This is a genomic window from Flavobacterium sp. 38-13, assembly GCF_001899155.1.
Taxonomy (GTDB): Bacteria; Bacteroidota; Bacteroidia; order Flavobacteriales; family Flavobacteriaceae; genus Flavobacterium; species Flavobacterium lindanitolerans.
Window position 1 is genome coordinate 362,631 of sequence record NZ_MKVG01000007.1, and the last position, 24,005, is coordinate 386,635.

21 protein-coding genes and 1 riboswitch are annotated in these 24,005 nt (G+C 38.2%); of the genes, 9 read left to right on the plus strand and 12 right to left on the minus strand.

Going from position 1 to position 24,005, the window contains the following annotated elements; all coding sequences use genetic code 11:
• The first annotated feature begins 141 nt into the window (after window positions 1-141).
• Window positions 142-774 (plus strand): carbonic anhydrase, encoded by a 633-nt coding sequence (locus tag BGO88_RS04600; RefSeq protein ID WP_056070414.1) that lies wholly within the window; start codon window positions 142-144, stop codon window positions 772-774.
• Window positions 775-982: 208 nt separating this feature from the next.
• Here the strand turns inward: BGO88_RS04600 and BGO88_RS04605 are convergent, their stop codons facing one another.
• Genes BGO88_RS04605 through BGO88_RS04615 form a run of 3 tightly spaced genes read right to left on the minus strand, consistent with a single transcriptional unit; the run spans window position 983 to window position 3,932 of the window.
• The gene (locus BGO88_RS04605) at window positions 983-1,921 is read right to left on the minus strand and encodes an NAD(P)H-dependent flavin oxidoreductase (RefSeq protein ID WP_056070411.1); all 939 of its coding nucleotides are present in this window, start codon (window positions 1,919-1,921) and stop codon (window positions 983-985) included.
• A 43-nt stretch (window positions 1,922-1,964) separates the two neighbouring features.
• Window positions 1,965-3,578 carry a S8 family serine peptidase gene (locus BGO88_RS04610; protein ID WP_286706099.1) on the minus strand — a complete coding sequence of 538 codons (1,614 nt, stop codon included), beginning with the start codon at window positions 3,576-3,578 and terminating at the stop codon, window positions 1,965-1,967.
• A 3-nt stretch (window positions 3,579-3,581) separates the two neighbouring features.
• Window positions 3,582-3,932: a bleomycin resistance protein gene (locus BGO88_RS04615; protein ID WP_056070406.1), complete on the minus strand. Its 351-nt coding sequence runs from the start codon at window positions 3,930-3,932 to the stop codon at window positions 3,582-3,584.
• A gap of 194 nt (window positions 3,933-4,126) precedes the next feature.
• Window positions 4,127-4,235, plus strand: a riboswitch (SAM riboswitch).
• 144 nt (window positions 4,236-4,379) lie between these two features.
• Here BGO88_RS04615 and BGO88_RS04620 point away from each other — a divergent pair.
• The gene (locus tag BGO88_RS04620) at window positions 4,380-5,558 is read left to right on the plus strand and encodes a trans-sulfuration enzyme family protein (protein ID WP_286706100.1); all 1,179 of its coding nucleotides are present in this window, start codon (window positions 4,380-4,382) and stop codon (window positions 5,556-5,558) included.
• An 11-nt stretch (window positions 5,559-5,569) separates the two neighbouring features.
• On the plus strand, window positions 5,570-6,763 hold the full coding sequence (locus BGO88_RS04625) for a homoserine dehydrogenase (protein WP_286706101.1): 1,194 nt from the start codon (window positions 5,570-5,572) through the stop codon (window positions 6,761-6,763).
• A 330-nt stretch (window positions 6,764-7,093) separates the two neighbouring features.
• Here the strand turns inward: BGO88_RS04625 and mnmA are convergent, their stop codons facing one another.
• The 4 genes from mnmA to pyrG all read right to left on the minus strand — a co-directional run bounded on the left by mnmA (window position 7,094) and on the right by pyrG (window position 12,910).
• Window positions 7,094-8,281, minus strand: a complete 1,188-nt coding sequence (gene mnmA / locus BGO88_RS04630) for a tRNA 2-thiouridine(34) synthase MnmA (RefSeq protein WP_286706102.1) — start codon at window positions 8,279-8,281, stop codon at window positions 7,094-7,096.
• 108 nt (window positions 8,282-8,389) lie between these two features.
• A complete protein-coding gene (locus BGO88_RS04635; RefSeq protein ID WP_286706103.1) occupies window positions 8,390-9,139 on the minus strand; it encodes a toxin-antitoxin system YwqK family antitoxin in 750 nt (249 codons plus the stop codon).
• Between the two features lie 144 nt (window positions 9,140-9,283).
• On the minus strand, window positions 9,284-11,227 hold the full coding sequence (gene yidC / locus BGO88_RS04640) for a membrane protein insertase YidC (protein WP_056070389.1): 1,944 nt from the start codon (window positions 11,225-11,227) through the stop codon (window positions 9,284-9,286).
• Window positions 11,228-11,296: 69 nt separating this feature from the next.
• Window positions 11,297-12,910 (minus strand): CTP synthase, encoded by a 1,614-nt coding sequence (gene pyrG, locus BGO88_RS04645; RefSeq protein WP_056070386.1) that lies wholly within the window; start codon window positions 12,908-12,910, stop codon window positions 11,297-11,299.
• Between the two features lie 218 nt (window positions 12,911-13,128).
• On the opposite strand from pyrG, the gene BGO88_RS04650 reads away from it, so the two are divergent.
• The gene (locus tag BGO88_RS04650; protein WP_286706104.1) at window positions 13,129-13,500 is read left to right on the plus strand and encodes an RDD family protein; all 372 of its coding nucleotides are present in this window, start codon (window positions 13,129-13,131) and stop codon (window positions 13,498-13,500) included.
• Window positions 13,501-13,556: 56 nt separating this feature from the next.
• Here the strand turns inward: BGO88_RS04650 and BGO88_RS04655 are convergent, their stop codons facing one another.
• The 5 genes from BGO88_RS04655 to guaA form a co-directional block, all read right to left on the minus strand.
• A complete protein-coding gene (locus BGO88_RS04655; RefSeq protein ID WP_056070380.1) occupies window positions 13,557-13,787 on the minus strand; it encodes a DUF3820 family protein in 231 nt (76 codons plus the stop codon).
• On the minus strand, window positions 13,788-14,447 hold the full coding sequence (locus BGO88_RS04660) for a hypothetical protein (protein WP_286706105.1): 660 nt from the start codon (window positions 14,445-14,447) through the stop codon (window positions 13,788-13,790).
• 3 nt (window positions 14,448-14,450) lie between these two features.
• On the minus strand, window positions 14,451-14,852 hold the full coding sequence (locus BGO88_RS04665) for an OsmC family protein (protein ID WP_056070374.1): 402 nt from the start codon (window positions 14,850-14,852) through the stop codon (window positions 14,451-14,453).
• A complete protein-coding gene (locus tag BGO88_RS04670; protein WP_286706106.1) occupies window positions 14,852-16,873 on the minus strand; it encodes a LysM peptidoglycan-binding domain-containing protein in 2,022 nt (673 codons plus the stop codon). The genes BGO88_RS04665 and BGO88_RS04670 overlap by 1 nt, the downstream gene beginning before the upstream one ends.
• Before the next feature lie 100 nt (window positions 16,874-16,973).
• Window positions 16,974-18,503, minus strand: coding sequence for a glutamine-hydrolyzing GMP synthase (gene guaA / locus BGO88_RS04675; protein WP_286706107.1), 1,530 nt, complete (start codon window positions 18,501-18,503; stop codon window positions 16,974-16,976).
• A 173-nt stretch (window positions 18,504-18,676) separates the two neighbouring features.
• Between guaA and BGO88_RS04680 the strand changes: the two genes are divergently transcribed.
• The 5 genes from BGO88_RS04680 to BGO88_RS04700 all read left to right on the plus strand — a co-directional run bounded on the left by BGO88_RS04680 (window position 18,677) and on the right by BGO88_RS04700 (window position 23,988).
• Entirely contained in the window at window positions 18,677-19,933 is a 1,257-nt protein-coding gene (locus tag BGO88_RS04680; RefSeq protein ID WP_286706274.1) for a voltage-gated chloride channel family protein, read from the plus strand.
• A 68-nt stretch (window positions 19,934-20,001) separates the two neighbouring features.
• The gene (locus tag BGO88_RS04685) at window positions 20,002-21,012 is read left to right on the plus strand and encodes a DHH family phosphoesterase (protein WP_273238595.1); all 1,011 of its coding nucleotides are present in this window, start codon (window positions 20,002-20,004) and stop codon (window positions 21,010-21,012) included.
• Window positions 21,013-21,016: 4 nt separating this feature from the next.
• Complete coding sequence (gldI, locus tag BGO88_RS04690; RefSeq protein ID WP_286706108.1) at window positions 21,017-21,652, plus strand: gliding motility-associated peptidyl-prolyl isomerase GldI; 636 nt, start codon at window positions 21,017-21,019, stop codon at window positions 21,650-21,652.
• Between the two features lie 14 nt (window positions 21,653-21,666).
• A complete protein-coding gene (locus tag BGO88_RS04695) occupies window positions 21,667-22,782 on the plus strand; it encodes a peptidylprolyl isomerase (protein ID WP_286706109.1) in 1,116 nt (371 codons plus the stop codon).
• A gap of 42 nt (window positions 22,783-22,824) precedes the next feature.
• Entirely contained in the window at window positions 22,825-23,988 is a 1,164-nt protein-coding gene (locus BGO88_RS04700) for a peptidylprolyl isomerase (RefSeq protein ID WP_286706110.1), read from the plus strand.
• The last annotated feature ends 17 nt before the right edge of the window (window positions 23,989-24,005 follow it).

Here is a 24,005-nt window from a genome sequence, read left to right on the forward strand (position 1 = left end):
CAATCGGGACAGCACCGTTTTATTCGGGTTATCCAGCCAATTTATATTCAGGAATGTTTTTTGAAACGTGACTTTTTTTTTCGGGTTTATGTTAATTGATTATCTTTATCCTATAAAAATCTTCCAACTATATCGTATACTATGGAACTAGAAAAAGTATTCCGAAATAATGAAAAATGGATTGCTGAAAAATTGCAAAAAGATCCGGACTATTTCATAAACTTATCAAAGGGACAAAATCCGGATATTCTCTACATTGGATGTTCTGACAGTCGTGTTACTGCAGAAGATTTGATGGGTGTTTCTCCCGGAGAAGTTTTTGTACATAGAAATATCGCCAATATGGTAATCAGTATTGACCTCAACGTAATGTCTGTATTGAATTATGCCGTGAATTACTTGCATGTCAACCATGTTGTGGTTTGCGGGCATTACTTCTGCGGAGGAGTAAAAGCAGCCATGCAGGCTGAAGATTTGGGTGTACTGAATCCTTGGCTGCGAAATATACGCGATGTATACAGACTGCATAAAAATGAACTGAATGCTATTGAAGATGAAACTGCAAAATACAACAGGCTGGTCGAATTAAATGTACAGGAGCAGTGTGTTAATTTGGTTAAAACTGCCGAAGTGCAAAAAGCATACAACGAAAGAGGGCTTCAGATTCACGGTTGGGTTTTTGACATTCACTCCGGAAAACTGATTGACCTGAAACTGGATATTGACCGCATCATGAAAAACATCATGGAGATCTATAATCTTGGTCATGATTAAAAACAATGACTATCGGGAAGTTATAGCAAAAAGGTAAAGTTTAACGATTCTACTATTAACTTTGTGGCTCTGCGCCTTTACGTGAAATAGTTGCTCGCAAAGGCGCAGAGCCGCAAAGAAAGAAAACATAAACCTGGGGTTTATTTTTTGGTGTAAAGCTCAGATAATCAATTAAAAAAGAATCCCTTTGCTCTGCAAAGGGATTCTTTTATAAAGAAACAGCTTCCTGTTTTGCTTTTTCAAATTCTGAAACCATATTCTCGACAATTTCTTTTACGGGTTTTATATCGTGAATCAGTCCTGAAATCTGGCCAATTTCAAGTTCGCCTTCCACTAAATCGCCTTCAAACATTCCTCTTTTAGCGCGGGCTCTTCCCAACAAAACTTTCAAATCATCTGTAGTCGGACATTTGGCGTAAAGCTCCTGAATATCCTGATAGAATTTATTTTTGATTAGTCGTACCGGTGCCAGTTCTTTCAAAGTTACCTGGGTTCCGCCTTCTTCCAAATCAACAATTGTCTGTTTAAAATCAGCATGTGACGAACTTTCAATTGATGCGGCAAAACGGCTTCCTACCTGAACGCCATCGGCACCCAAAACCATCGCCGCCAGCATTCCTCTTCCGGTTGCAATTCCTCCGGCTGCTATCAATGGAATTTGTATTTTTTCGCGAACCATCGGAATGAGAGTTAATGTAGTCGTTTCTTCCCTTCCATTATGTCCGCCAGCCTCAAAACCTTCAGCAACAACAGCATCAACACCTGCTTCCTGCGCTTTCAGGGCAAATTTTGAACTGCTGACAACATGAACGACTGTGATTCCTTTTTCTTTTAAAAAAGCAGTCCATGTTTTAGGATTTCCTGCAGAAGTAAAAACGATTTTTACGCCTTCTTCTACAATAATATTCATGATTTCTTCAATATTGGGATACAACATCGGAACGTTGACACCAAAAGGCTTATCTGTCGCCTTTTTACATTTCTGGATGTGTTCCCGAAGGACATCCGGATACATTGACCCTGCTCCTATTAATCCCAAGCCTCCGGCATTACTAACCGCACTTGCTAACTTATAACCGCTGTTCCATATCATGCCACCCTGAACTATTGGATACTGAATATTGAAAAGCTGTGTAATCTTATTCATTTAATTTAGTTATGGTTTATTATTTGTTTTGTTTTTAAAGATACTATTTAACAGCCAATTTTCCTGTTTTATAATTATTGCCCGCTTTGATTTTATACCAATAGATACCCGATTGCAGGTTTTCTACAGAAAAAACCGGGTTTTCTCTTTTAATTTTACTATTCATTATTTCTTGTCCTAACTGGTTGTAAATAAAAATCCGGACTTCTTCATAAGATTCCGGAATAACCAGATTGACAACAGAATTAGCCGGGTTTGGATATACTAAAAATGAGTTTTCAGAAAAAACAGGAGTATCTAAAGCATTAGCTAATGCCCTGCTAAAATCAGGAATTCCATAACCAAATTGATTGTTGGGCGTATTATATAAATGGGCCGACTGTTTAATTAGCTGTATAATTTCCACATTTGTTTTATCTGGAAAAGCCTGCCATAAACAAGCTACCATACCTGAAATTATAGGCGACGAAAAAGAGGTTCCGTTAGCAGTAACAATATTTCCGAATGTATCAGAAACCACAGCCTGTTGCCCTTGTGCCATTATATCGGGTTTAACCCTGCCATCAAATGAAGGCCCGATAGAACTGAAACCGGCATAACTACTATCCGGCGCTACAGCACCTACAGCCAGCGCATTAACCGCATCCGCCGGAGCCGAAATATTAGGATTAGCCCCTGCTCCTGAATTGCCTGCCGAAACAACACAAATCATTCCCTTTGAAAAAGCAATATCTGCACCACGTGAAATAAAGGCTGTTGTGCCATTCATGTCAGCATATTCATAACTATAACCCGGGTTGTTATATATGAAATATCCCAGCGAAGTATTAATGATATCAACACCAAGGCTGTCTGCCATTTCAGCAGCTTCAACCCAATACGATTCCTCAACCGGATTTTCATCCGAAATATCTTCTGTTATAAAAAGATAATAGGAAGCATCCGGCCCGGTTCCAACTAATTGATTTTCAACATAACCGCCCATAGTCGCAAGTACTAAGGTACCGTGTGTTCCACCTGTATAAAAATTCGTATTTCTGTTTACAAAATCGTAACCACCTAAAATTTTATTATTGGTAATAAGTCGTTGGAAAGGTTGGGCAGTATTTACATTGGGAAAACCGGCATCCATAACAGCGATTATTTTTCCGTTTCCGGTAAAATCCTGCTGGTGTAGCTGATTGCCTTTTAGCATCTGAATCTGGTTGGCCGATGTTCCATATCCGAAACTTACCTGAGTTTCTAAATTTTTATTCCCATTTGCCAATTGCGACTGACGCATGGCACGGCCCGCAGTATTCAAAGTTGGATTGGCAAACTGGATATGGTCGACAAAAGTGAGGATTTCGAGGTTTTGAATGGCTTCTACCGTACCCCTGATATGCAATGCATTCATCCATTTTGATTTGGCCTTGACTGTAATTCCTGCCGAAGCCGTCACCTGATTAATATACGATACGGAAATAGGGACATCCTTTTCGTCTAATGCAATATTCTGTCTTGTTCTTCTGTCAAGTGCCCGCTGCGAAAGCATCTCCAGCGGGTTTGCCATGTAGTGGGCGGCATCGGGCTTATCTGTAAAATAAACCCAGGCATCTTCCTGAGCCACAACCCAGAAACCTGACAACAAGACTATTAAAAAAGTAATTTTTTTCATAAGTTATTGAATTGGCTGTCCAAACTTAAACAAATTACCGCTATCGTCAATAATATAAAATTCCCGCATTCCCCAAGGCTGGTTTTTAAGTGCTATCTTATCTCCAAGAATTTTTTTATACCGTTCAAAAACAGCTTCAATATCATTTACCCGAATGTAGCAGCTTGAATTTTCCGGAACTATTTTTTCATTGCATTTCCAAAGGTGTATTTCATTATCATCCCATAAAAAAATTAAAAGGTCTTCATATTCACCAACTAATTTACCGCCTAAAATTTCCTGATAAAATTGTTTGGATTTTTCAAAGTCTAAAGAAGGTAGCTGGGGAATAATTTGGGTTATTTTTGAATTCAAACCAATATTTTTTAGATATGAATGTCAAATTTACGAAAATGAAATTTTATAAAACACTTTAAAGCTGACTATTTAAAGCCTTTTACATCTAATTCAACACATTGAAAATCAATTAAATATAAAATATTTTATTTTTTATTAGGTTTTTAAAAAATTTATACTCTAAATTTGCAACCAAGTTCTTTAAAAGATTATTCTTATCCAGAAAGACCGAGGGAATTGACCCTATGACGTCTTGGCAACCTGTCCTTTTGAGGATAAGGTGCCACATTCAACCCTTGCTTTGGCAGGGAAAGATAAGCTTAGAAAATAGTACATAATAACTCGAGATATTATTTGCTCTTCTGACTTATCGGAGGAGCATTTTTATTTTATGCCCTTTCCGATATCTGGTTTCGAATATTTTTTTAAAAGCGAAAAAATATTAAATCTTAAAAACGAATCAAGATGAAAGAGCAAACTCAAATTTTAAACTACATTCCGGTTGATAAACTAACAGGTTCCATTTCGGTACCAATTTACCAGACTTCTACTTTTGTTCAGGATGCTCCAGGCGTTCACAAAGGTTTCGACTATGCCAGAAGCAATAATCCTACACGAAAAGTTCTTGAAGACCTGATAGCCAAACTGGAGAACGGAGCCAACGGTTATGCTTTTTCCAGCGGATTAGCTGCGATAGATGCAGTAGTGAAATTACTATCGGCCGGAGACGAAATCATAGCCGTAGACGATATTTACGGAGGTGCTTTCCGCCTATTTACCCATGTGTATGAAAAATTCGGGATACAGGTAACGTATGTTGATGCAACCGATGCAAAGAACGTTGCTGATGCCATCAGTGACAAGACTGCCCTGATATGGATTGAATCTCCGACCAATCCAACATTAAAGATTTCAGATTTGCGTGCCATTGGAAAAATTGCAAAAGAAAACAACATCCTGTTCTGCGTAGACAATACCTTTGCCTCTCCTATCGCTCAAAAACCAATTGATTTTGGTGCCGACTTAATTGTTCACAGTGCTACAAAATATATTTCAGGGCACAGTGACCTAATAGCCGGTCTGGTCATTACTGCTACGGAAGAATTAGGCGCTAAAATTAAATTCATCCAAAATGCTTCCGGTGCTATTTTAGGGCCGTTTGACAGCTGGCTGGTTATTCGCGGTATTGAAACCCTTAATTTAAGAATCAGGCAGCATGCTGAAAATGCACAAAAAATTGCCGAATTCCTGACTACTGAAAAACTGGTCCGTAATGTTTATTATCCGGGCTTGAAAACCCACCGCAATCATGAAATTGCCAAAAGTCAGCAGAAATATTTTGGAGGTGTTGTGACTTTTGATTTGGTTATTGACGATAAGGAACTGGCTTCAAGAATTGTATCGGGAACGAAATTATTCCAATTGGCTGAAAGTCTGGGTGGTGTGAAAAGCCTGTGTTGCCTTCCATGTGAAATGACCCATAAATCAATTCCTGCTGAAAAAAGATACCAGTCTGGCGTGACGGACAGCCTAATCCGACTTTCTGTAGGTTTGGAAGATGCCGATGATTTAATTGCCGACATAAAACAGGCATTGGAAAATGCTGTGAAGGAAAATGCTACTGTTGAATTCCATAAAAATTAATTGCACAAACAATGTCAAGAAAAAAATTAAATATAGGATTATTTGGATTCGGATGTGTGGGTTTCGGATTGTATGAAGTTTTGCAGAAAACACCGGGGTTAAAAGCAGACATTAGAAAAATCTGTGTCAAGGATAAAAACAAACCACGCGAAATCGGGGCTGAGAACTTTACTTTCGACAGAAATGATATTTTCAATGACCCGGAAATCAACGTTATCGTTGAACTTATTGATGATGCAGACGCGGCTTATGAAATCGTTACAACCGCTTTAAAAAGTGGAAAGGCAGTAGTTTCTGCCAACAAAAAAATGATTGCAGAGCATTTTGAAGAATTATTGGAATTGCAACGAAAACACAAGGTACCCTTACTTTATGAAGCTGCCTGTTGTGCCAGCATGCCTATTATCAGGAATCTGGAAGAATATTATGATAATGACCTTTTAGAGTCTATTCAAGGCATCGTGAACGGTTCAACCAATTACATACTGACCAAAACTTTTAAGGAAAATCTGTCTTATGAAGAAGCTTTAAAAGAAGCCCAGGAAAAAGGATTTGCAGAAAGCAACCCTATTTTAGATACCGGCGGTTTTGATGCCAAATACAAACTGTTGATTCTTTTGGCTCATTCTTTCGGATATATTGCCAGACCTGAAAATCTCCTGAATATCGGGATTGATAATATTGGCGGCTTGGAATTGAAATATGCCCGTGAAAAAGGATTAAAAATCAAATTAGTTGCGCAGGCTTTTAAAAATACGGACGGAAACATTACTGCTTTCGTTATTCCGAAATTTGTGGATTCTGCAGACCGTCTGTTTAATGTTGATGATGTTTTTAATGGTGTGATTACTAAAACCAGTTTTGCAGACGAACAGTTTTTTGTGGGCAAAGGTGCCGGAGCACATCCAACGGCTTCGGCCGTATTGAGTGACATTTCTGCCTTGAGTTATGATTACCAGTACGAATATAAAAAAATTGCGCAGCAGGAAGATTACAGCCTGTCTGACGACGTTAATCTGAAAGTTTTCCTAAGGCACCAGATAGAAGATGCGGTTACTTTAAAGAAACATTTTTCTGCTATAGACGAATCCTATCTGAATCATGAATCCGGTTATATTACAGGTACTATTTCTTTGGAAAAACTAAGAAATATCCATTTTGATGAGAGTATCGACAAGTCTTTTGTGCTGTTGGATATTGCTTAATTGCTGTTTAGTTTTGTTCGTTATATATTTTGTTCAAAAAAACCCGACAAGTGATTGTCGGGTTTTTATTTTTATGATAGGTTATAACTTTTTATAATAATCGAAAAGTTTACGCTAAAAAACTTAGCAACTTTGTCCCTCAGAACCTTAACGCCTCATTAATCAACTTCGTATTTTAGAACGCGGATGAACACCGATTAAAATAATTACGCGGATTTTGGGAAATCTGAACGAAATGGAAGCAATTCCAAAAAGCCTGTTTTGAATGATTTCTCTTTTGCATCCAAAAGCACGAGACTTAGCACCTTAGGAGCTTAGTACCTCAGAAACTTAGGCTATTACCCCAGAACCTATCAGTTCTTCTCCTAAATGCCAGGAAACAAATTGTCCTTCTGTAATGGCTGACTGGGCTTCTTCAAAAGCAACATACAGTCCGTTTTCAAACTGATGCAATGTGGCTTTTTGCAATGGCTGTCTGTAACGGATTCTCGCCATTACTTCCATTGTTTCGCCGTCTTTCAATGCCAAATCTTCCCGTATCCAATGCACTTCTGAACGCTCTACAAAAAGTGCCTTTTTATAAAGACCCGGATGGTGATTTCCTTGTCCAGTGTAGATGATGTTATTTTCCACATCGGTTTCAATAATGAAAAGAGGCTCTACAGTTCCGCCTACATTCAGTCCTTTACGTTGCCCTTTTGTAAAATAATGGGCTCCCTGGTGTTTTCCAACTACTTTACCCATTTCCGGGGCATAAGGAATGGATGCCGCTTCATGAGCAAGTTCTTCCTGTAATGAATTAAACCCCGTTTTTTCTTTTTTATAGATTTCCTGATCGGCTCCGATTTCAAAAATCAATCCATCTTTTGGCTGTAATTTTTGCTGAAGGAATTCCGGCAGGCGTACTTTCCCGATAAAACATAATCCTTGCGAATCTTTCTTTTCTGCTGTAACCAGCTCCATTTTGGCTGCAATTTCCCTAACCTGAGGTTTGGTCAATTCTCCAATAGGAAATAAAGATTTGGCCAATTGTTCCTGTGAAAGCTGGCAAAGAAAATAGGATTGGTCTTTATTACCATCAACCCCGGCGAGTAATTGATATACCGGCTTACCCTCCACTTCAATTTCTCCTTTTCTGCAATAGTGTCCGGTAGCTACATAATCGGCTCCAAGGCTCAGGGCAATTTTCATAAAGACATCAAACTTGATTTCGCGGTTGCATAGAACATCCGGATTGGGTGTCCTTCCTTTTTCATATTCGCGGAACATATAGTCCACGATTTTCTCCTGATATTGCTCGCTTAAATCAATTGTTTGAAAAGGAATGCCCAATTTCTCAGCTACCAGAAGTGCATCATTGCTATCTTCCAGCCAAGGGCATTCGTTAGAAATAGTTACAGAATCGTCATGCCAGTTTTTCATGAAAAGGCCAATGACTTCATAGCCCTGCTCCTTAAGCAAATAAGCAGCAACACTGGAATCAACACCTCCGGAAAGACCTACTACGACACGTTTCATTTTCTTTATTATTTAATTCAAAAATATTTGACGCTGCAAAAGTACGCCAAAATAGAATAGTTTTTATATGCTCTGCATTTGTTTAATTTATAAACGCATTTGAGAAATTTATCTGTTTGTAGGAGCATTTTGCGGCAATTTTCGGGCTCCTTTGTTTTTACTATTGATTTTGAATTTTTCCTTAACCGGTTTATTCGGGTTTTCTTCCTTGACTAATTTTCCGTTTTCGTAATATTTCCAGATACCGGATTTTTTACCATTTTTAAATTGTCCTTTTATAGTTTTTCCCGCATCATCATTATAAGTAACTGCTCCGTCAAATTCTCCGTTTTTGTAGATGGCATCCTCTAAAACGACTCCTCTTTCACTATACTTTTTATAAGGTCCGTTTTTGATTCCATCCTTATAGTTAGCTTCTTCGGCTATTTTTCCACTTTTGTAAAAAACTTTTCTAATGCCATTTAATTTTCCTTTGGAGTAGTTTTCAACTGTCATTATTTCTTTTGACTCCAAATGATAGTATTTCCATTCGCCTTCATAAAGTTTGTTTACTTCTTTTCCTTCACTTACTTTATTCCCTTTTTGGTCAAAGAATGTAGTATAAGCACTTCCGTCTTTTGCCGTAAAATCTCTGGTAGCTATAACTTTTAGTTCTTTAGTATCATCAAAGAACTTAAAAACACCGGTTTCTTTTCCGTGTTCGAAAGTTCCTTCATAGCGAGGTCTTTGGGATTCTGCATAAGTTCCTTTCCAAAGTCCGTGGCGCAGGCCTTTTTCGTCGGACTTATTAGTTTCCTGTGCAAATGCAGCCTGGAATATTGATAAAAATAGAATAAATGTTATGACAGGTAATTTCATACAATAGTGGTTTTATTATTCTTGTTAACTAAAAATATCAGTTTTTATTGCCGTGGTCTTCACTTCAAAAAGCCTGCCGAAACATTTGTGTCACAGACTGTGTCAGAATTTAAAAAAGCACCCTAATTGAGTGCTTTTTATTTTTTATTTCTTTTTTCTCTCGTCGAGTGATTTTTTCTTATCCTCCAGAGCTTTGTTTTTTTGCTTTTGCTGTTCCTGCGCCTGCTCCATCATTTCCTGCATTTTTTGCTGGAATTTGCTTTTAGGCTTTTCTTTGGTTTTATTCTCCTGAATTCTTGCATGGATTTTTTCATCATTAATGATGTAATTCTTAATTACCAGCATGATTCCAATTGTAATAGTGTTGGAGACAAAATAGTACAAACTCAATCCGGAAGCATTGTTGTTAAAGAAAATCATCATCATCAATGGCGACAGATAAATCATCATTTTCATGATTTTGCTCATATCCGGCATACCTTCCTGTGGTGGTGCACTCATTGTCTGGTCACCTGTTGTCATCTTCATGTAGAAGAAGATAGCAATTGCTGCCAAAATCGGGAACAAACTGATGTGGTTTCCGTAAAAACCTGAAATTACCGGAATGTGCTGCTTCCAAGAGAAAATAGCATCGAAAGAAGACAAATCTTCAGCCCAGAGGAAGCTTTTCTGTCTCAGTTCAATAGCCGAAGGGAAAAACTGGAATAAGGCATAGAATACAGGAATCTGCATTAAAGCCGGGAGACATCCCGCCATAGGATTGACGCCTGCCTTGTTGTACAGTTTCATGGTTTCCTGTTGTTTCTTCATCGGATCTTTTTTGAACTTCTCGTTCAATTCCATAATTTCCGGACGAAGCACTTTCATTTTTGCCTGTGACAGGTATGACTTATAGGTTACCGGTGACATTACCAAACGTACCAGAATAGTAAATACGATAATTGCGATTCCGTGTGATAAGAAAAGGCTCAGGAAATCATAAACCGGAATGAAAATCCAACGGTTAATCCATCCAAAGATTCCCCATCCTAAAGAAATCACTTCGTCAAGATTTTTGTCGTATTTGTTTAAGATTTTATAATCGGCTGGTCCGTAGTACCAGTTCATATTGTAATTCACTTCTCCACCTTTGAAAGCCAAAGGAACAGTAGCTTTAAACGATTTTGTGAAGATGGTGTCCTTCTCAATATCTTTTACCAGATTATCTGATTTCAACTCTGCTACCTTAAATGGTGTATCTGTCAAAAGAATTGAGGTAAAGAAATGTTGCTTGAATGCAATATAGGTTACGTCTTTAGCTTCGGTGTTGCTGGAAGATTGTCCTAAATAGTCGTCTTTTCCATTTTCATATTCGTACACCAATTCTGTATAACGGTTTTCATACGAAATACTCTTTTCGCTTCTGTAGGTCTTCATGGTCCATTCCAAAGGAAGCGGATTGGAAGTCTGCAGTACTTTGCTCAAACCTTGTGTTCTGATAGAGAAGTCAAGCATGTATTCTTTTGGCTTCAATACATAACGGTATTCCAGATATTGCTCCGGACCTGCTTTTAAACGCATGGTCAACACCTGGTTTTCACCTTCTTTGGTAAGAGTCGGCTCAAAATAAAGGTCTTTTGTATTTAAAACAAGATTGCCTTGTGTTTTAAGCTCGATATTTAATTTGGCATTATTGTCTTTAATTATTTTTACCAGTTCACCGGAACCTTTGCTAACGGCTTCGAAATTTTTCATTTCTGCACCAACAATATAACCTCCTTTGTTAGAAAAAGTAAGTTTTACCAAATCATTTTCTAAAGTCTGGATTTCCTGTTTTGCTGACGGAAGTGTTGCAGCATAAGCAAAACTGCCTAAAGAGCTTTTCAATTTTTCCAATTGAAGCGAATCTTTTGCCGTAGTATCAACTGCGGTTAATGCGGCTTCTTTTTCAGATGTTTTTGCTGCTGCTTTTTGTTTTTCTGCCTCAATTTTGGCTTTCGCATCAATTTCTTTTTGTGAAGGCTTATTGATATACATTACGCCCAACAAAAGCATAAAAATCAACAAGAAGCCAATAATTGAATTACGGTCAAACTTTTTTTCTTCCATTGTATTCTAAATAATTAATTTAATTACGCATCTAACGCGTGAGTTCTTTGCTGAAGTTGCCTTCAAATACTATTTATTTTTATGTGTTACGGCCGCTTTTACAAAACTCACAAATAACGGATGTGGCTGTGCGACTGTACTCTTATATTCCGGATGGTACTGTACTCCGATAAAAAACGGATGTTTCTCAATCTCGATGATTTCCACCAATTTCGTATCCGGATTTATACCCGATGCTTTTAATCCGGCATTTTCCAATTCTTCCAAATATTCGCCGTTAAATTCATAACGGTGGCGGTGACGCTCCTGAATCTGGTTTTTACCATAAATCTTTGAAGCCAGAGTATCCGGTTTTATTTCACATTTCCATGCTCCCAGACGCATTGTTCCACCTTTATCAGTAATCGTTTTCTGTTCTTCCATCAGATTGATTACCGGATGTGCTGTTCCCGCATTCATTTCTGTTGAATTGGCATCTGAATACCCCAAAACATTTCTTGAATATTCAATTACAGCCATTTGCATTCCTAAACAGATTCCAAAAAACGGAATATTATTTTCTCTTGCATAACGAACCGTATCAATCTTTCCTTCAATTCCTCTTTCACCAAAGCCCGGCGCTACAAGAATACCGTCTAAATCCCTTAGCTTGTCGGCAATATTTTTCTCATCTACATATTCAGAGTGAATGCTCACTACATTGACTTTGGTTTCATTGGCGGCTCCTGCATGAATAAAGGCTTCTAAAATGGATTTATAAGAATCCTGCAATTCAACATATTTCCCAACCAAACCGATATTTACGATGTGTTTCGGATTTTTCAGTTTTTGCAGGAACTCGTTCCATTGTTTCAAATCCGGAGTTGCTTTTTCTGGCAAATCCAATTTTTTCAATGCTACTTTGTCAAGACCTTCTTCCAGCATCAGGTTTGGAACATCATAAATTGTTGAAGCATCAATCGATTGGATTACAGCTTCTCTTTTTACGTTACAGAATAAAGCCAGTTTCTGACGCAATTCATCAGAAAGTTCATGTTCTGTTCTGCAAACCAAAATATCGGCTTTAATTCCGCTTTCCATCAATGCCTTAACAGAATGCTGTGTCGGTTTCGTTTTTAGCTCACCTGCCGCAGCCAAATAAGGCACTAATGTCAGGTGAATTACAATTCCATTGTTTTCACCCAATTCCCAAACCAGTTGACGAACGGACTCAATATAAGGAAGTGACTCAATATCGCCAACAGTACCTCCAATTTCAGTAATCACTATGTCAAATTCGCCAGTTTTTCCAAGCAGCTGCATTCGCTCCTTGATTTCATTGGTGATATGTGGAACTACCTGAACGGTTTTGCCTAAAAACTCTCCTCTTCGCTCTTTTTCAATTACAGAAAGATAAACCCTTCCTGTAGTCACATTATTTGCCTGCGAAGTAGGAACGTTTAAAAAACGTTCGTAGTGTCCAAGATCCAAATCGGTCTCGGCTCCATCATCCGTCACATAACATTCTCCGTGCTCATAGGGATTCAAAGTTCCCGGATCCACATTAATGTAAGGATCAAATTTCTGGATTGTCGTTCGATAACCTCTGGCCTGTAATAATTTTGCTAGAGACGCAGCAATAATCCCCTTTCCTAAAGAAGAAGTCACACCGCCTGTAACAAAAATATATTTTGTCTGATTCATTGTGCTGTTGTTTGTCGTTGTAGTTGTGTAAAAAAACGTGGCAAAAGTACAAATTATTAATTGATAATTGAGAAGCGGGAGCCTACATTATTTTTTTTGAAAAAATTTAGTGGCTGTTTGGTTAGCAAAAAAGATTTTACATTAATTTATTTTAAATAAATTCAATTTTGTTAAAATAATTTGTATTTTAGTCTATAATCAACCAAATAAAAATTATTATGACAGAAGTATCAAAATTAAATCGATTTCTTGGGATCTTTATTGACGGTATTATTGCGTACATCCCAATGTTTGTGTTTTCTTTTATAGCGGTTCTTGCCGGTATTGGGATAATCTCCCACATAGGATGGCTACTTGGCATTGGCTATTACCTGTTAAGAGATGCGCTTCCGGGCGGCCAAAGTATTGGTAAAAAAATCATGAAGTATGCAGCCGTTAAGCAAGATGGCTCTTCTTTAGAAGGAGACTATGCTACCAGCGCCACAAGAAATATAACTTTATTTATTCCGTTACTTGATGCTATTCTGGTGCTTATCGATAAGCCAAGACTGGGTGACGACTTAGCTAAAACAAGAGTAGTCAACAAATAATTTTTAAACAAAAAAAAGCCTGTGAAATTTCACAGGCTTTTTTTGTTGCTGCCAACTCAAGGTTTGGCATATTGTTTCTTTATATTTCTGACGAGTTCTTCCAGTCCGTTTAATTTCAATTCATAAACCAGTTGCAATTGCTGTCCTAACTCTCCTTTTGGAAAACCTTTATTGCTGTACCAAACAACATAGTATTCCGGCAAATCTATCAGATAACGGCCTTCATACTTTCCGAAAGGCATTTTGGTATGGGCTAATTTTATGAGAAGCTTTTTCTGTTCGTCCATTTATTTGGAAAAATAGATTCTGACTCCAATCCAAAACACAAGAGAAATTATACTTAGTGTCAGGATTCTGCCACCTTGTTTCCTGTCGGATTCGATATAATTATAAACACGGTCGCCGTTTGGGAGTGTCTTTCTATGGGTTTTCAAATACCATCCTATAAAAATCCCCATAAATCCGCCTAAAAAAGCCATGATATAGCCAATGATAATCCAGGTAGTCTGGCGTTCTTCCGGCTTAGCCAAATCTTCCAATCGCTGCTTTCTGTGCCTTTCGATTTCTTCCGGGGCTATTTCATGTCCTCTTTCCTTAAGAATCTTTTGGGCCAGCAAATAATCCAGGTGGCTCCATTCATCTTTCTTAACGATGATTTCTTTTAGCTCTTCATCTGTAAAGTCATGCAGATAATGGTCTGAACCAATAGTTTCTACCAGATTAGACGAAAGCTGTAGCAAAAGAACATCGGCTTTTTCAAAATCTTCCTTTTGCAGTTTTATCAGGTAATCCTTTGTCAGTTCCGAACCACCAAAATTACCATCCAAACCGGAAGAAACATCTTCAATGCGGTACTCTATACGGCTTTCTTTTAAAAAATTAGCCAGTTCGACAGCATCTTCTTTAAGATTGAATTTCTGAAAAGTAATGAATTGAGAATTTTCCAATGATTATTTCCAGTTAAAGGTGATTACTTTTTCGATATCCGGATTCAGGCTAAGAATAACCGGGCAATTCATTGCTGTTCTTTCCAATATAGTCCTGGTCTTATCATCGGCGGCAACCGACATATTCATCACGATTTCAATCTTCGCAATTTTTCTTGGTTCTGCCTGCATGATTTTGGTTACTTCAACAGTCGAACCTACCAGGTTTATGTCCATATCTTTTGATTTGATTGCCATAATCGAAATCATACAGCTACCCAACGCATTGGCCAGTAAATCTGTAGGGGAAAAAGCTTCACCTTTTCCATGGTTATCAGTTGGCGCATCGGAAAGAATTTCGGTTCCTGATTGCAGGTGTACGGAAGAAGTCCTTAAATCTCCCAGGTATGTTACTTTTGATGTCATTATTTTGCTTCTTTAACAGACAGGTCTTCATCATAATAAAGAATGTAAACACCTTTATTAGAGTAGCCTCCCGCCGGATTTCTATTATAGTTGAATTTATTTTCTACTTGTTCTGTAGCCACATCATAGATGGTTTCTTCAAAGCTTTTTTCCTGCGAAAGTCGTAGCATGGCATCAAATGTAACATCAAATCCACGGGTTGCATACTGGTTTGGCAGGATGTTGTTTTTCTTTTTGTACATTTTCGCAAAAATCAATGCTTCGGGCGTATCATTTTCACGTGTCACGGCAGGATACATCATTTTTAGCTTAGCAAGATTGGAAACTAAAATTTCATCAGAATCCAGGGCTTCATTCGATTCCAAAATAACCAATTGCAACTGATATTCGGATTGTGCTGCCAACAAGGCTGTAATTGTAGACTTAATCATCCAGATACTAGCCGTTTCCATAACAACATAGTTCATCTGATTTGGTTTAAGCAATGATTTCAGGCTTTCTGCAGACAATCCTCCTTTATCGGTAAAAGTAGCAAATCGGACATTGCCATAGTTGTCTGAAATATATTTTCTGGTCGTTGCTTTTTTAGGGTCGACAACGGCCACTATATTACCATTTTTGCTGTTCATGTAATCAAACATAGCATTTCTCAGATATTCCGGCGTTGGCATTGACTGGTATAGGTTGCTATACAGTTTAGCACTATCTTTTGATAATGGTGAAATTACAGGAACATTACTTTGGTTCAGCATTTCTGCCGTTTTTTCGGCATGTGCCTGATAAAACGGCCCGATTACCACATCCGCTTTCGTTAGATTATTCTGTACAAAAGTGCTTGAAATATTGGATGTATTTTTATTTTCCTGTGAGTCAAAAATCTTTACGTCAATATTCAGTCCTAATGTTTTTGCAGAGTCAATTGCCATCAAAGCTCCTGAGTAAAAATCGAGAGTCATATTTAAGAAACCGTCTTTCTTAAGTCTTGTCTGAACAGTTGATGTCGAATCTCCACTTATTTTTGTCAGGTTAAAAGGCAGCAACAACACCAATTCCTTTCTATCTTTTTTCGAAAGTGTTTTAGTCAAATCCGTAAAATTTTTAGTCGAAGCACCTGATACCGGCAACGTATTAGGAACTTTTAGCATCATACCAACTTTTACGCCATCTTTCAGTTCCGGATTCAAATCAATCAACTCGTTTTGGCTTAAGCCAAATTGTCTGGAAAGGCTGTAAAGTGTTTCTTTAGGTTTTACTTCATATTTGTCGAAATTTGAATCTGCGGTTTCCTGTTTTGGAGCTTCCTGTCTGGTTTCCGATTTTTTATCAGCAGTTTCTACTTTTGAAGGATTGCCTTTAATAATCAATACCTGCCCTATTTTTAAACCTTCTTTGATTTCCGGATTTCTCTTTTCCAATTCTTCAAGAGTAATTCCGTATTTTTTAGCAATAGAATATTTTGTTTCTTTTGGCTGTACTTCGTGAGTAAAATCCTGTACCGTATTTTTGAGTTCTTTCTTTTCTTCTTTTTCAGCTTTCTTTTCTGCCTTCTCCGCTTTTCTTTCCTCTTTCTTAGTAGGCTTTGTTTCTTGTGGTGGAGCTTGTTGCTCTTTTTTAGGTATTGTAAGAACCTGACCTATTTTTAGCCCGTTTTTTATTTCCGGGTTTGCTTTTTCTAAATCAGAAACAGAAATATTGTACTGCTTCGCAAGACCGTAAACGGTTTCTTTTGGAGCAACGGTATGTGTTCCGTTTTTCTTTTGGGATGGCGTATCTGTAACTTTTTGCTCTTTAACCGGAATCTTAACCGTTCCTTTGGAAGGAATCAACAAAACCGAATTTTCCTTTAGGCCATTTCTCGCATCAGGATTAAGCGTGTAAATATCCAGAGGTGTAACTTTATATTTCTGCGCAATCTGTGTTACTGTTTCACCGCTCAACACCGTGTGTTTCACATTTTGCTGTGCCTTTGCTGTAAAGGACACTAAAAACATTAATACAAGTACATAAAAAAACTGCTTCATTTTATTCTTTCTTTTAAAGGCTATATAAGTTTTATAAGCTATTAAGTCGTTACTAATTTAGAGAAAAGCAACGACTTAATTAATTTAATTTTTCAATTTCTTATTCCCACTCAATTGTGGCAGGCGGTTTTGAGCTGATGTCGTATACAACTCTGTTCACGCCTTTTACTTTGTTTATAATTTCGTTTGAAATCGTCATCAAAAATTCATACGGTAAGTGTACCCAGTCTGCCGTCATTCCGTCTGTTGATTCAACTGCTCTCAGGGCAACTACTTTTTCATAGGTTCTTTCATCTCCCATGACACCTACGCTGTTTACAGGAAGCAGAATTGCGCCTGCCTGCCAAACTTTGTCATATAACCCATGTGATTTCAATCCTTCAATAAAAATAGAGTCTACTTCCTGAAGGATTCTCACCTTTTCCGGAGTGATATCGCCTAAGATTCGGATGGATAATCCCGGTCCGGGAAAAGGATGCCTTCCTAATAATTCCGGAGAGATTCCCAATGTAGCACCTACTCGTCTTACTTCATCTTTGAAAAGCATACGCAATGGCTCTACAACTTTTAGTTTCATGAAATCCGGCAAACCTCCCACATTGTGATGGGATTTAATGGTTGCCGATGGTCCTTTCACAGAAACCGACTCGATTACATCAGGATAAATAGTTCCCTGGGCAAGCCATTTCACGTCTTCCAATTGATGAGATTCGTCGTCAAAAACTTCAATGAACACACGTCCGATTGTTTTTCTTTTTGTTTCAGGGTCTTCTATTCCTGCCAACTCACCCAAAAAACGTGCCGAAGCATCTACTCCCTTAACATTGAGTCCCATTCCTTTGTATTGTTCCAGGACGTTTTCGAATTCATTTTTGCGCAATAATCCGTTATTTACAAAAATACAGTATAGGTTTTCACCAATGGCCTTGTTTAACAAAACTGCCGCTACGGTAGAATCAACACCACCTGATAAACCAAGAACTACTTTATCGTTTTTGATTTTTTCCTGAAGTTCGGCTACGATTTCTTCAACAAATGCATTTGGCGTGAAGTTTTGAGGCACTTTTGCAATCTTAACCAAGAAGTTCTCTAAAATCTGTTTTCCATCGGTTGAGTGGTATACTTCCGGGTGGAATTGAATAGCATAAGTCGTTTCTCCTTCTATTCTATAGGCCGCATTTTCTACATCTTTGGTACTTGCCAGCCTTATGCCATTTTCAGGCATTTTTTTGATAGTATCGCTATGGCTCATCCAAACCTGGCTGTTAAGATGTACATCATCAAAGAAATCTTCATCGTCTTTGATAAAAGTCAGATTGGCTCTTCCGTATTCACGAATATTGGAAGGTGCTACTTCACCTCCTGAAAAGTGGGCAAGATATTGTGCTCCATAACAAACGGCAAGCATTGGCAGTTTGCCTCTGATTTGTGACAGGTCAGGATGCGGTGCATCTTCTGCTCTTACAGAAAAAGGACTTCCTGATAAAATTACAGCTTTATAACTGGATAAATCACTCGGAAAATGATTGTATGGGAATATTTCGCAGAAGATATTTAATTCGCGAACCCTTCTCGCAATCAGTTGTGTGTATTGCGATCCGAAATCTAAAATAAGTACGTTGTGTTGCATGCGCAAAAATACTATTACTATTTGAAATTAAAAACGCATCGGCAAAAAAACAAAAAAGTTTTTTTGTAGTATTGCATTACTGTTTACAACCATTTTTTTAATCAGGCACTTATTTTTTGTCTTTTTATAATACCAGAAATTGTTCCGGTTGCTAAATGAACGAACCCATGAACATGGAATCAACAGGTATTCAAAATCATTTATCTTCTTTTTTCAAATGGATAGTAATCTGTTTGCTTACAGGAATACTTTCAGGATTGGCTTCGGCCCTCTTTCTTTTTTTACTTGAATGGGCTACTTCTTACAGAGAAAATAATTATTGGATTATTTCTTTATTGCCTGTTGGAGGCCTGATGATAGGGCTTCTGTATTACTATTATGGCAAAGAAGCAGTAAAAGGAAACAATCTGATTTTAGAGGAATATGATAATCCGAAGAAAACCATTCCTTTTATAATGGCACCACTGGTGTTAGCAGGAACCATCATCACACATCTTTTTGGCGGTTCTGCCGGACGTGAAGGAACTGCCGTTCAAATGGGCGGTGCCCTATCCGACCAGTTTACACTTCTGTTTAAATTACAGCCTGAAGAACGAAAAACGATATTAATAATAGGAATAAGTGCGGGATTTGCTTCCATTTTTGGAACACCATTGGCGGGAGCCCTCTTTGCTCTTGAGGTTTTGTATTTCAGTAAAATACGAATCAACAGCATCGTTCCATCTTTTATGACCGCCTACATTGCTTATTATACGGTAGAGCTATTGCCTGTAAAACACACCCACTATTCCATTCCTTTTGTTCCGGAGCTTACTGCCATGAATTTATTTTGGATAGTTCCTGCCGGCATTCTTTTTGGACTCGCAGCTATGCTATTTTCAAGAACAACTCATTTTTGGGGACACCTTTTTTCGAAATACATTCCATATCCACCTTTAAGACCATTTGCGGGCGGAATTATTCTTGCAATTGTTATTTTCAGCTCCCATACTACAAAATTTATCGGATTGGGAATACCTGCCATTGTGGATTCTTTCCAAAACCAGAGTGACAATTTTGATTTTTTACTTAAAATACTTTTTACCGGATTTACGTTAGGCGCCGGATTTAAAGGAGGCGAAGTGACACCTTTGTTTTTTGTTGGTGCAACCCTAGGGAGTGCACTTTCAGGTTTGATTCCGCTGCCTGTGGCACTTTTGGCTGGTATGGGTTTTGTTGCTGTTTTTTCAGGCGCCACACATACGCCTGTAGCCTGTAGCATCATGGGAATGGAACTCTTTGGAGTAGATTGTGGAATTTATGTCGCATTGGCCTGCCTGGTGGCTTATTTCTGTTCAGGTTCTGTAGGAATCTATCACTCTCAAATCGTTAAAGGACCAAAACATATTGTTTATCAGAAAATCAGGCGAAAAGACCTGAAAGATTTATAATGCATTTGTATTACTACATTCCTTAATTTTATTAATTATTATAGCAAAAAAATGTAATTTCGCAATCTATGAAAGAAGAAGATATTAAAGGGATACAGGAATTATTGGTATCGCCTAAAAAGATTGCAATTATTCCGCACCGAAGTCCAGATGGTGATGCTATGGGGTCTACTCTTGGATTATGCCACCTGCTAAAAAAACTAGGCCATGATGCCGTAGTGATTGCTCCAAATGAATTTCCTGAATTTCTGGCCTGGCTGCCCGGTTCTGAAGCCGTACTGATTTATGAAAAAGACAAAACAAATGTTACAGCAGTTCTCCAAAAAGCAGAATTAGTCTTTACGTTAGATTTCAATGCACTTCACAGAACGGGAGAAATGGAAAGCGTATTGTCGAAGTTAACAGTGCCGTTTATTATGATAGACCATCATCAGAAACCGGACAATTATGCGATTTATACTTATTCTGATACAAATTTCGGATCTACTTGCGAGATGATTTATAATTTCATCTTGTTTTTAGGCCATAAAAACCTGATTGACAAAACTATTGCTTCCTGCCTGTATACGGGAATCGTAACAGATTCGGGTTCTTTCCGTTTCCCTTCAACAACCAGTATGACCCATCGCGTTGTGGCTGAGTTGCTGGATATTGGTGTAGAAAACGGAGACATCCACAATTCATTGTTTGACAACAATTCTTATCACAGGCTTCAGCTTTTGGGAAGAGCATTGCAAAACATGAAAGTGCTGCCGGAATACAAAACCTCCTACATCAAACTGACACAGCAGGAACTCGATGAGTTTCATTATGTGAAAGGTGACACGGAAGGCATTGTAAACTATGGACTGACCATACGCGGAATTATCTTCACAGCCATATTTATCGAAAATAAAGAAGAAGGAATTATTAAGATTTCATTCCGTTCGCAGGGCAACTTTGATGTCAACCAATTTGCCCGCGACTATTTTAACGGTGGAGGACATATTAATGCGGCTGGAGGAAAATCAACCCTGTCTTTAGACGAAACCGTAAAACAATTTGAATCTATTTTACCAAAACAAAATTTTAATGTGTAGGCCTATGAAATTTTTCAAGCTTATTTTGGGTATTACAGCCGGGGCTCTACTGGTTACGGGCTGTACACAACAACAGGCCAGAAAGCCTATTTCGAATTCCTCAGGAACTTTTATGAAAGAGTCTGTTGAGCGAAACAAAAAACTGATTGCCGGTGAGGAAGCCGAAATCGAAGCCGTTATCAAAAAAGATACGGCGGCCAAATATATAGCCACAGCAAAAGGTTATTGGTATAAATATGATTTAAAAAGTACGGTGGCCGATACGCTGACTCCAAAAAAAGGAGATGTTGCCTATTTTGATTATGAAGTCAAAGACCTGAACGGCAACATGATTTATACAGAATTAGAACTTCGTCCGCAGGTGTATCGTGTCGATAAGCAAAATATCATGATGGGAATGCGTGACGGTATCAAGCTGATGAAAAAAGGGGAAAAACTGACTTTCCTTTTTCCTTCGCATATGGGCTATGGCTATCATGGCGATAACAGGAGAATTGGCCACAACCAGCCTTTGATGGTTACAATTACCCTAAAGGACATCAAACCGGAAAAAGACGCTAAGGCAACTGCTAAAGATGCAAAAACGACGGTCCCACTAACTACCGAGACTCCAAAAACAACAGAAACAATCAAACAATAAACCGACTATTCACTATGAAGAAAATAACAAGTTTACTTTTAAGCCTTAGTGTTTTATTTTTATCCTGCGACAAGTCTAACAGCAATCTGCCTGATGGTATGTATGCTGAAATCGAAACAGACAAAGGAACCATTATGGTGGAACTGGAGTATAAAAAAACACCGGTTACGGTTGCTAATTTTGTATCGCTTGCCGAAGGAAAAAATCCTGTAGTAAATGAAAAATACAAAGGAAAACCCTTCTATGACGGATTAAAATTCCACAGGGTGATTCCTAATTTTATGATACAGGGTGGTGATCCTGACGGAAATGGTTCCGGAGGACCAGGTTACCGTTTTCAGGATGAAATTGTTCCGGAACTAAAACATGACAAAGGCGGTGTGCTGTCTATGGCAAACGGAGGTAAGGCTACAAACGGAAGTCAGTTTTTCATCACACACCAGGCTACACCATGGCTTGATGGCATCCATACTATTTTTGGCCATGTCATGGGCAACGGGATGGAAGTTGTGAATGCTATACAACAAGACGATGTTATTAAAAAAATAACTATTATCCGTAAGGGTCAGGATGCCAAAAAGTTTGATGCTCCTAAAATTTTTAAAGATGGTTTTGACAAACAAACTGAAGAGCTAAAAAAACTTGAAGAAGAGCAATTAAAGATGAGAGAGAAATATTCTGCTGTCATTAAAGAAAAGGAGGCTCAATTCCAACAGTTAAAAGCGCAATCAACCAAAACCCAATCCGGATTACAATATAAAATAATTACCAAAGGAAAAGGAAAAACGCCTGTAGCCGGAACTCCGGTTTCTATTAACTATGCCGGTTACTTTGAAAATGGTGATTTGTTTGACACCAATATCGAAAGTATCGCTACAATTTTCGGGAAATTAGATCCTAACAGAGCTGCAGCCAAGGCTTATTCTCCAATTCCCTTCACTATTGGAATGAAAGAAGGCATGATTCCGGGCTTTATTGAAGGCATTGAACAATTATCGCCTGGAGATAAAGCAGTTATCTTTATTCCTTCTTATCTTGCCTATGGAGAAAGAGGGGCTGGTGGTGTTATTCCTCCAAATGCTAATATTATTTTTGAAATTGAAATGCTGGGAGCTACTCCTGCAAACTAATAGATTCTTAAAAACAGTATAGAAAACTTAATCTGATACACAATGAAATTAAAATTTATTTGCTTATTGTTTCTGGTCATGACAACTGGTCTTAGCGCCCAGACAAAATCAGCCGCTCCAAAGAAAGCCGCAACAACTAAAAAAGCAGGAGCTACGGCTCAAGACCCGGGCATTTATGCTCAGATAGAAACAAACAAAGGAAGAATAGTCGTGAAGTTGGAATACCAAAAAACACCTATTACGGTGGCCAACTTTATCTCACTTGCAGAGGGAACAAACAATGCCGTAAGTGCAAAATATAAAGGAAAACCTTTCTATACGGGAATTAAATTCCACAGAGTAATTAAAGATTTTATGATTCAGGCCGGTGACCCGGACGGTAATGGTTCCGGCGGTCCGGGCTATCGTTTTGCAGATGAAATTGTTCCGGAATTGAAACATGATTCAGGCGGTGTACTTTCTATGGCTAATGCCGGAGTTGGCACCAACGGAAGCCAGTTTTTTATCACTCATAAAGATACTCCGTGGCTTGACGGAAAACATACTGTTTTTGGTAAAGTAATCAGCGGTATGGATATAGTGAATGCTATTGAGCAGAATGATGTAATCATGGAAGTTAAAATCATCCGTAATGGAGCTGACGCTAAAAAATTCGATGCTGCAAAAGTTTTCAATGATTACTTTGCCAACAAAGATGAAATAGAGAAAAAACAACTTGCTGCCGAAGCCGAGAAAAAAAGAGCATTGGAGGCTGAGTATGCTCCTGTAAAGGCTAAAAAAGTTGCTGAATTTGCAGCTATGAAAGCTACTGCCAAAAAAACAGAATCAGGTTTGCAGTATGCCATTACGCATAAAGGAACCGGAGCCAAACCTACATCAGGAACAGTTTATGTTGGTTATGCAGGTTATCTGGAAGACGGAAGCCTGTTTGACAGTAGTAATGCAGAAATATCAAAAGCATTCGGAAAATATGATGCTAACCGCGAAGCACAAGGTGGTTACCAGCCATTTCCTTTTGATATTACAAACAAAGGAGGCCTGATTCCTGGTTTCCTTGAAGGAATTAACCTAATGTCATTTGGAGATAAGGCTACATTCTTCATCCCGTCTAATCTCGGTTATGGCGAAAGAGGTGCTGGCAACGTAATTCCACCAAACTCCAACATTATTTTTGAAGTAGAGCTTTTGGAAGCACCAAAACAATAATTAGCTTTTAAATACAA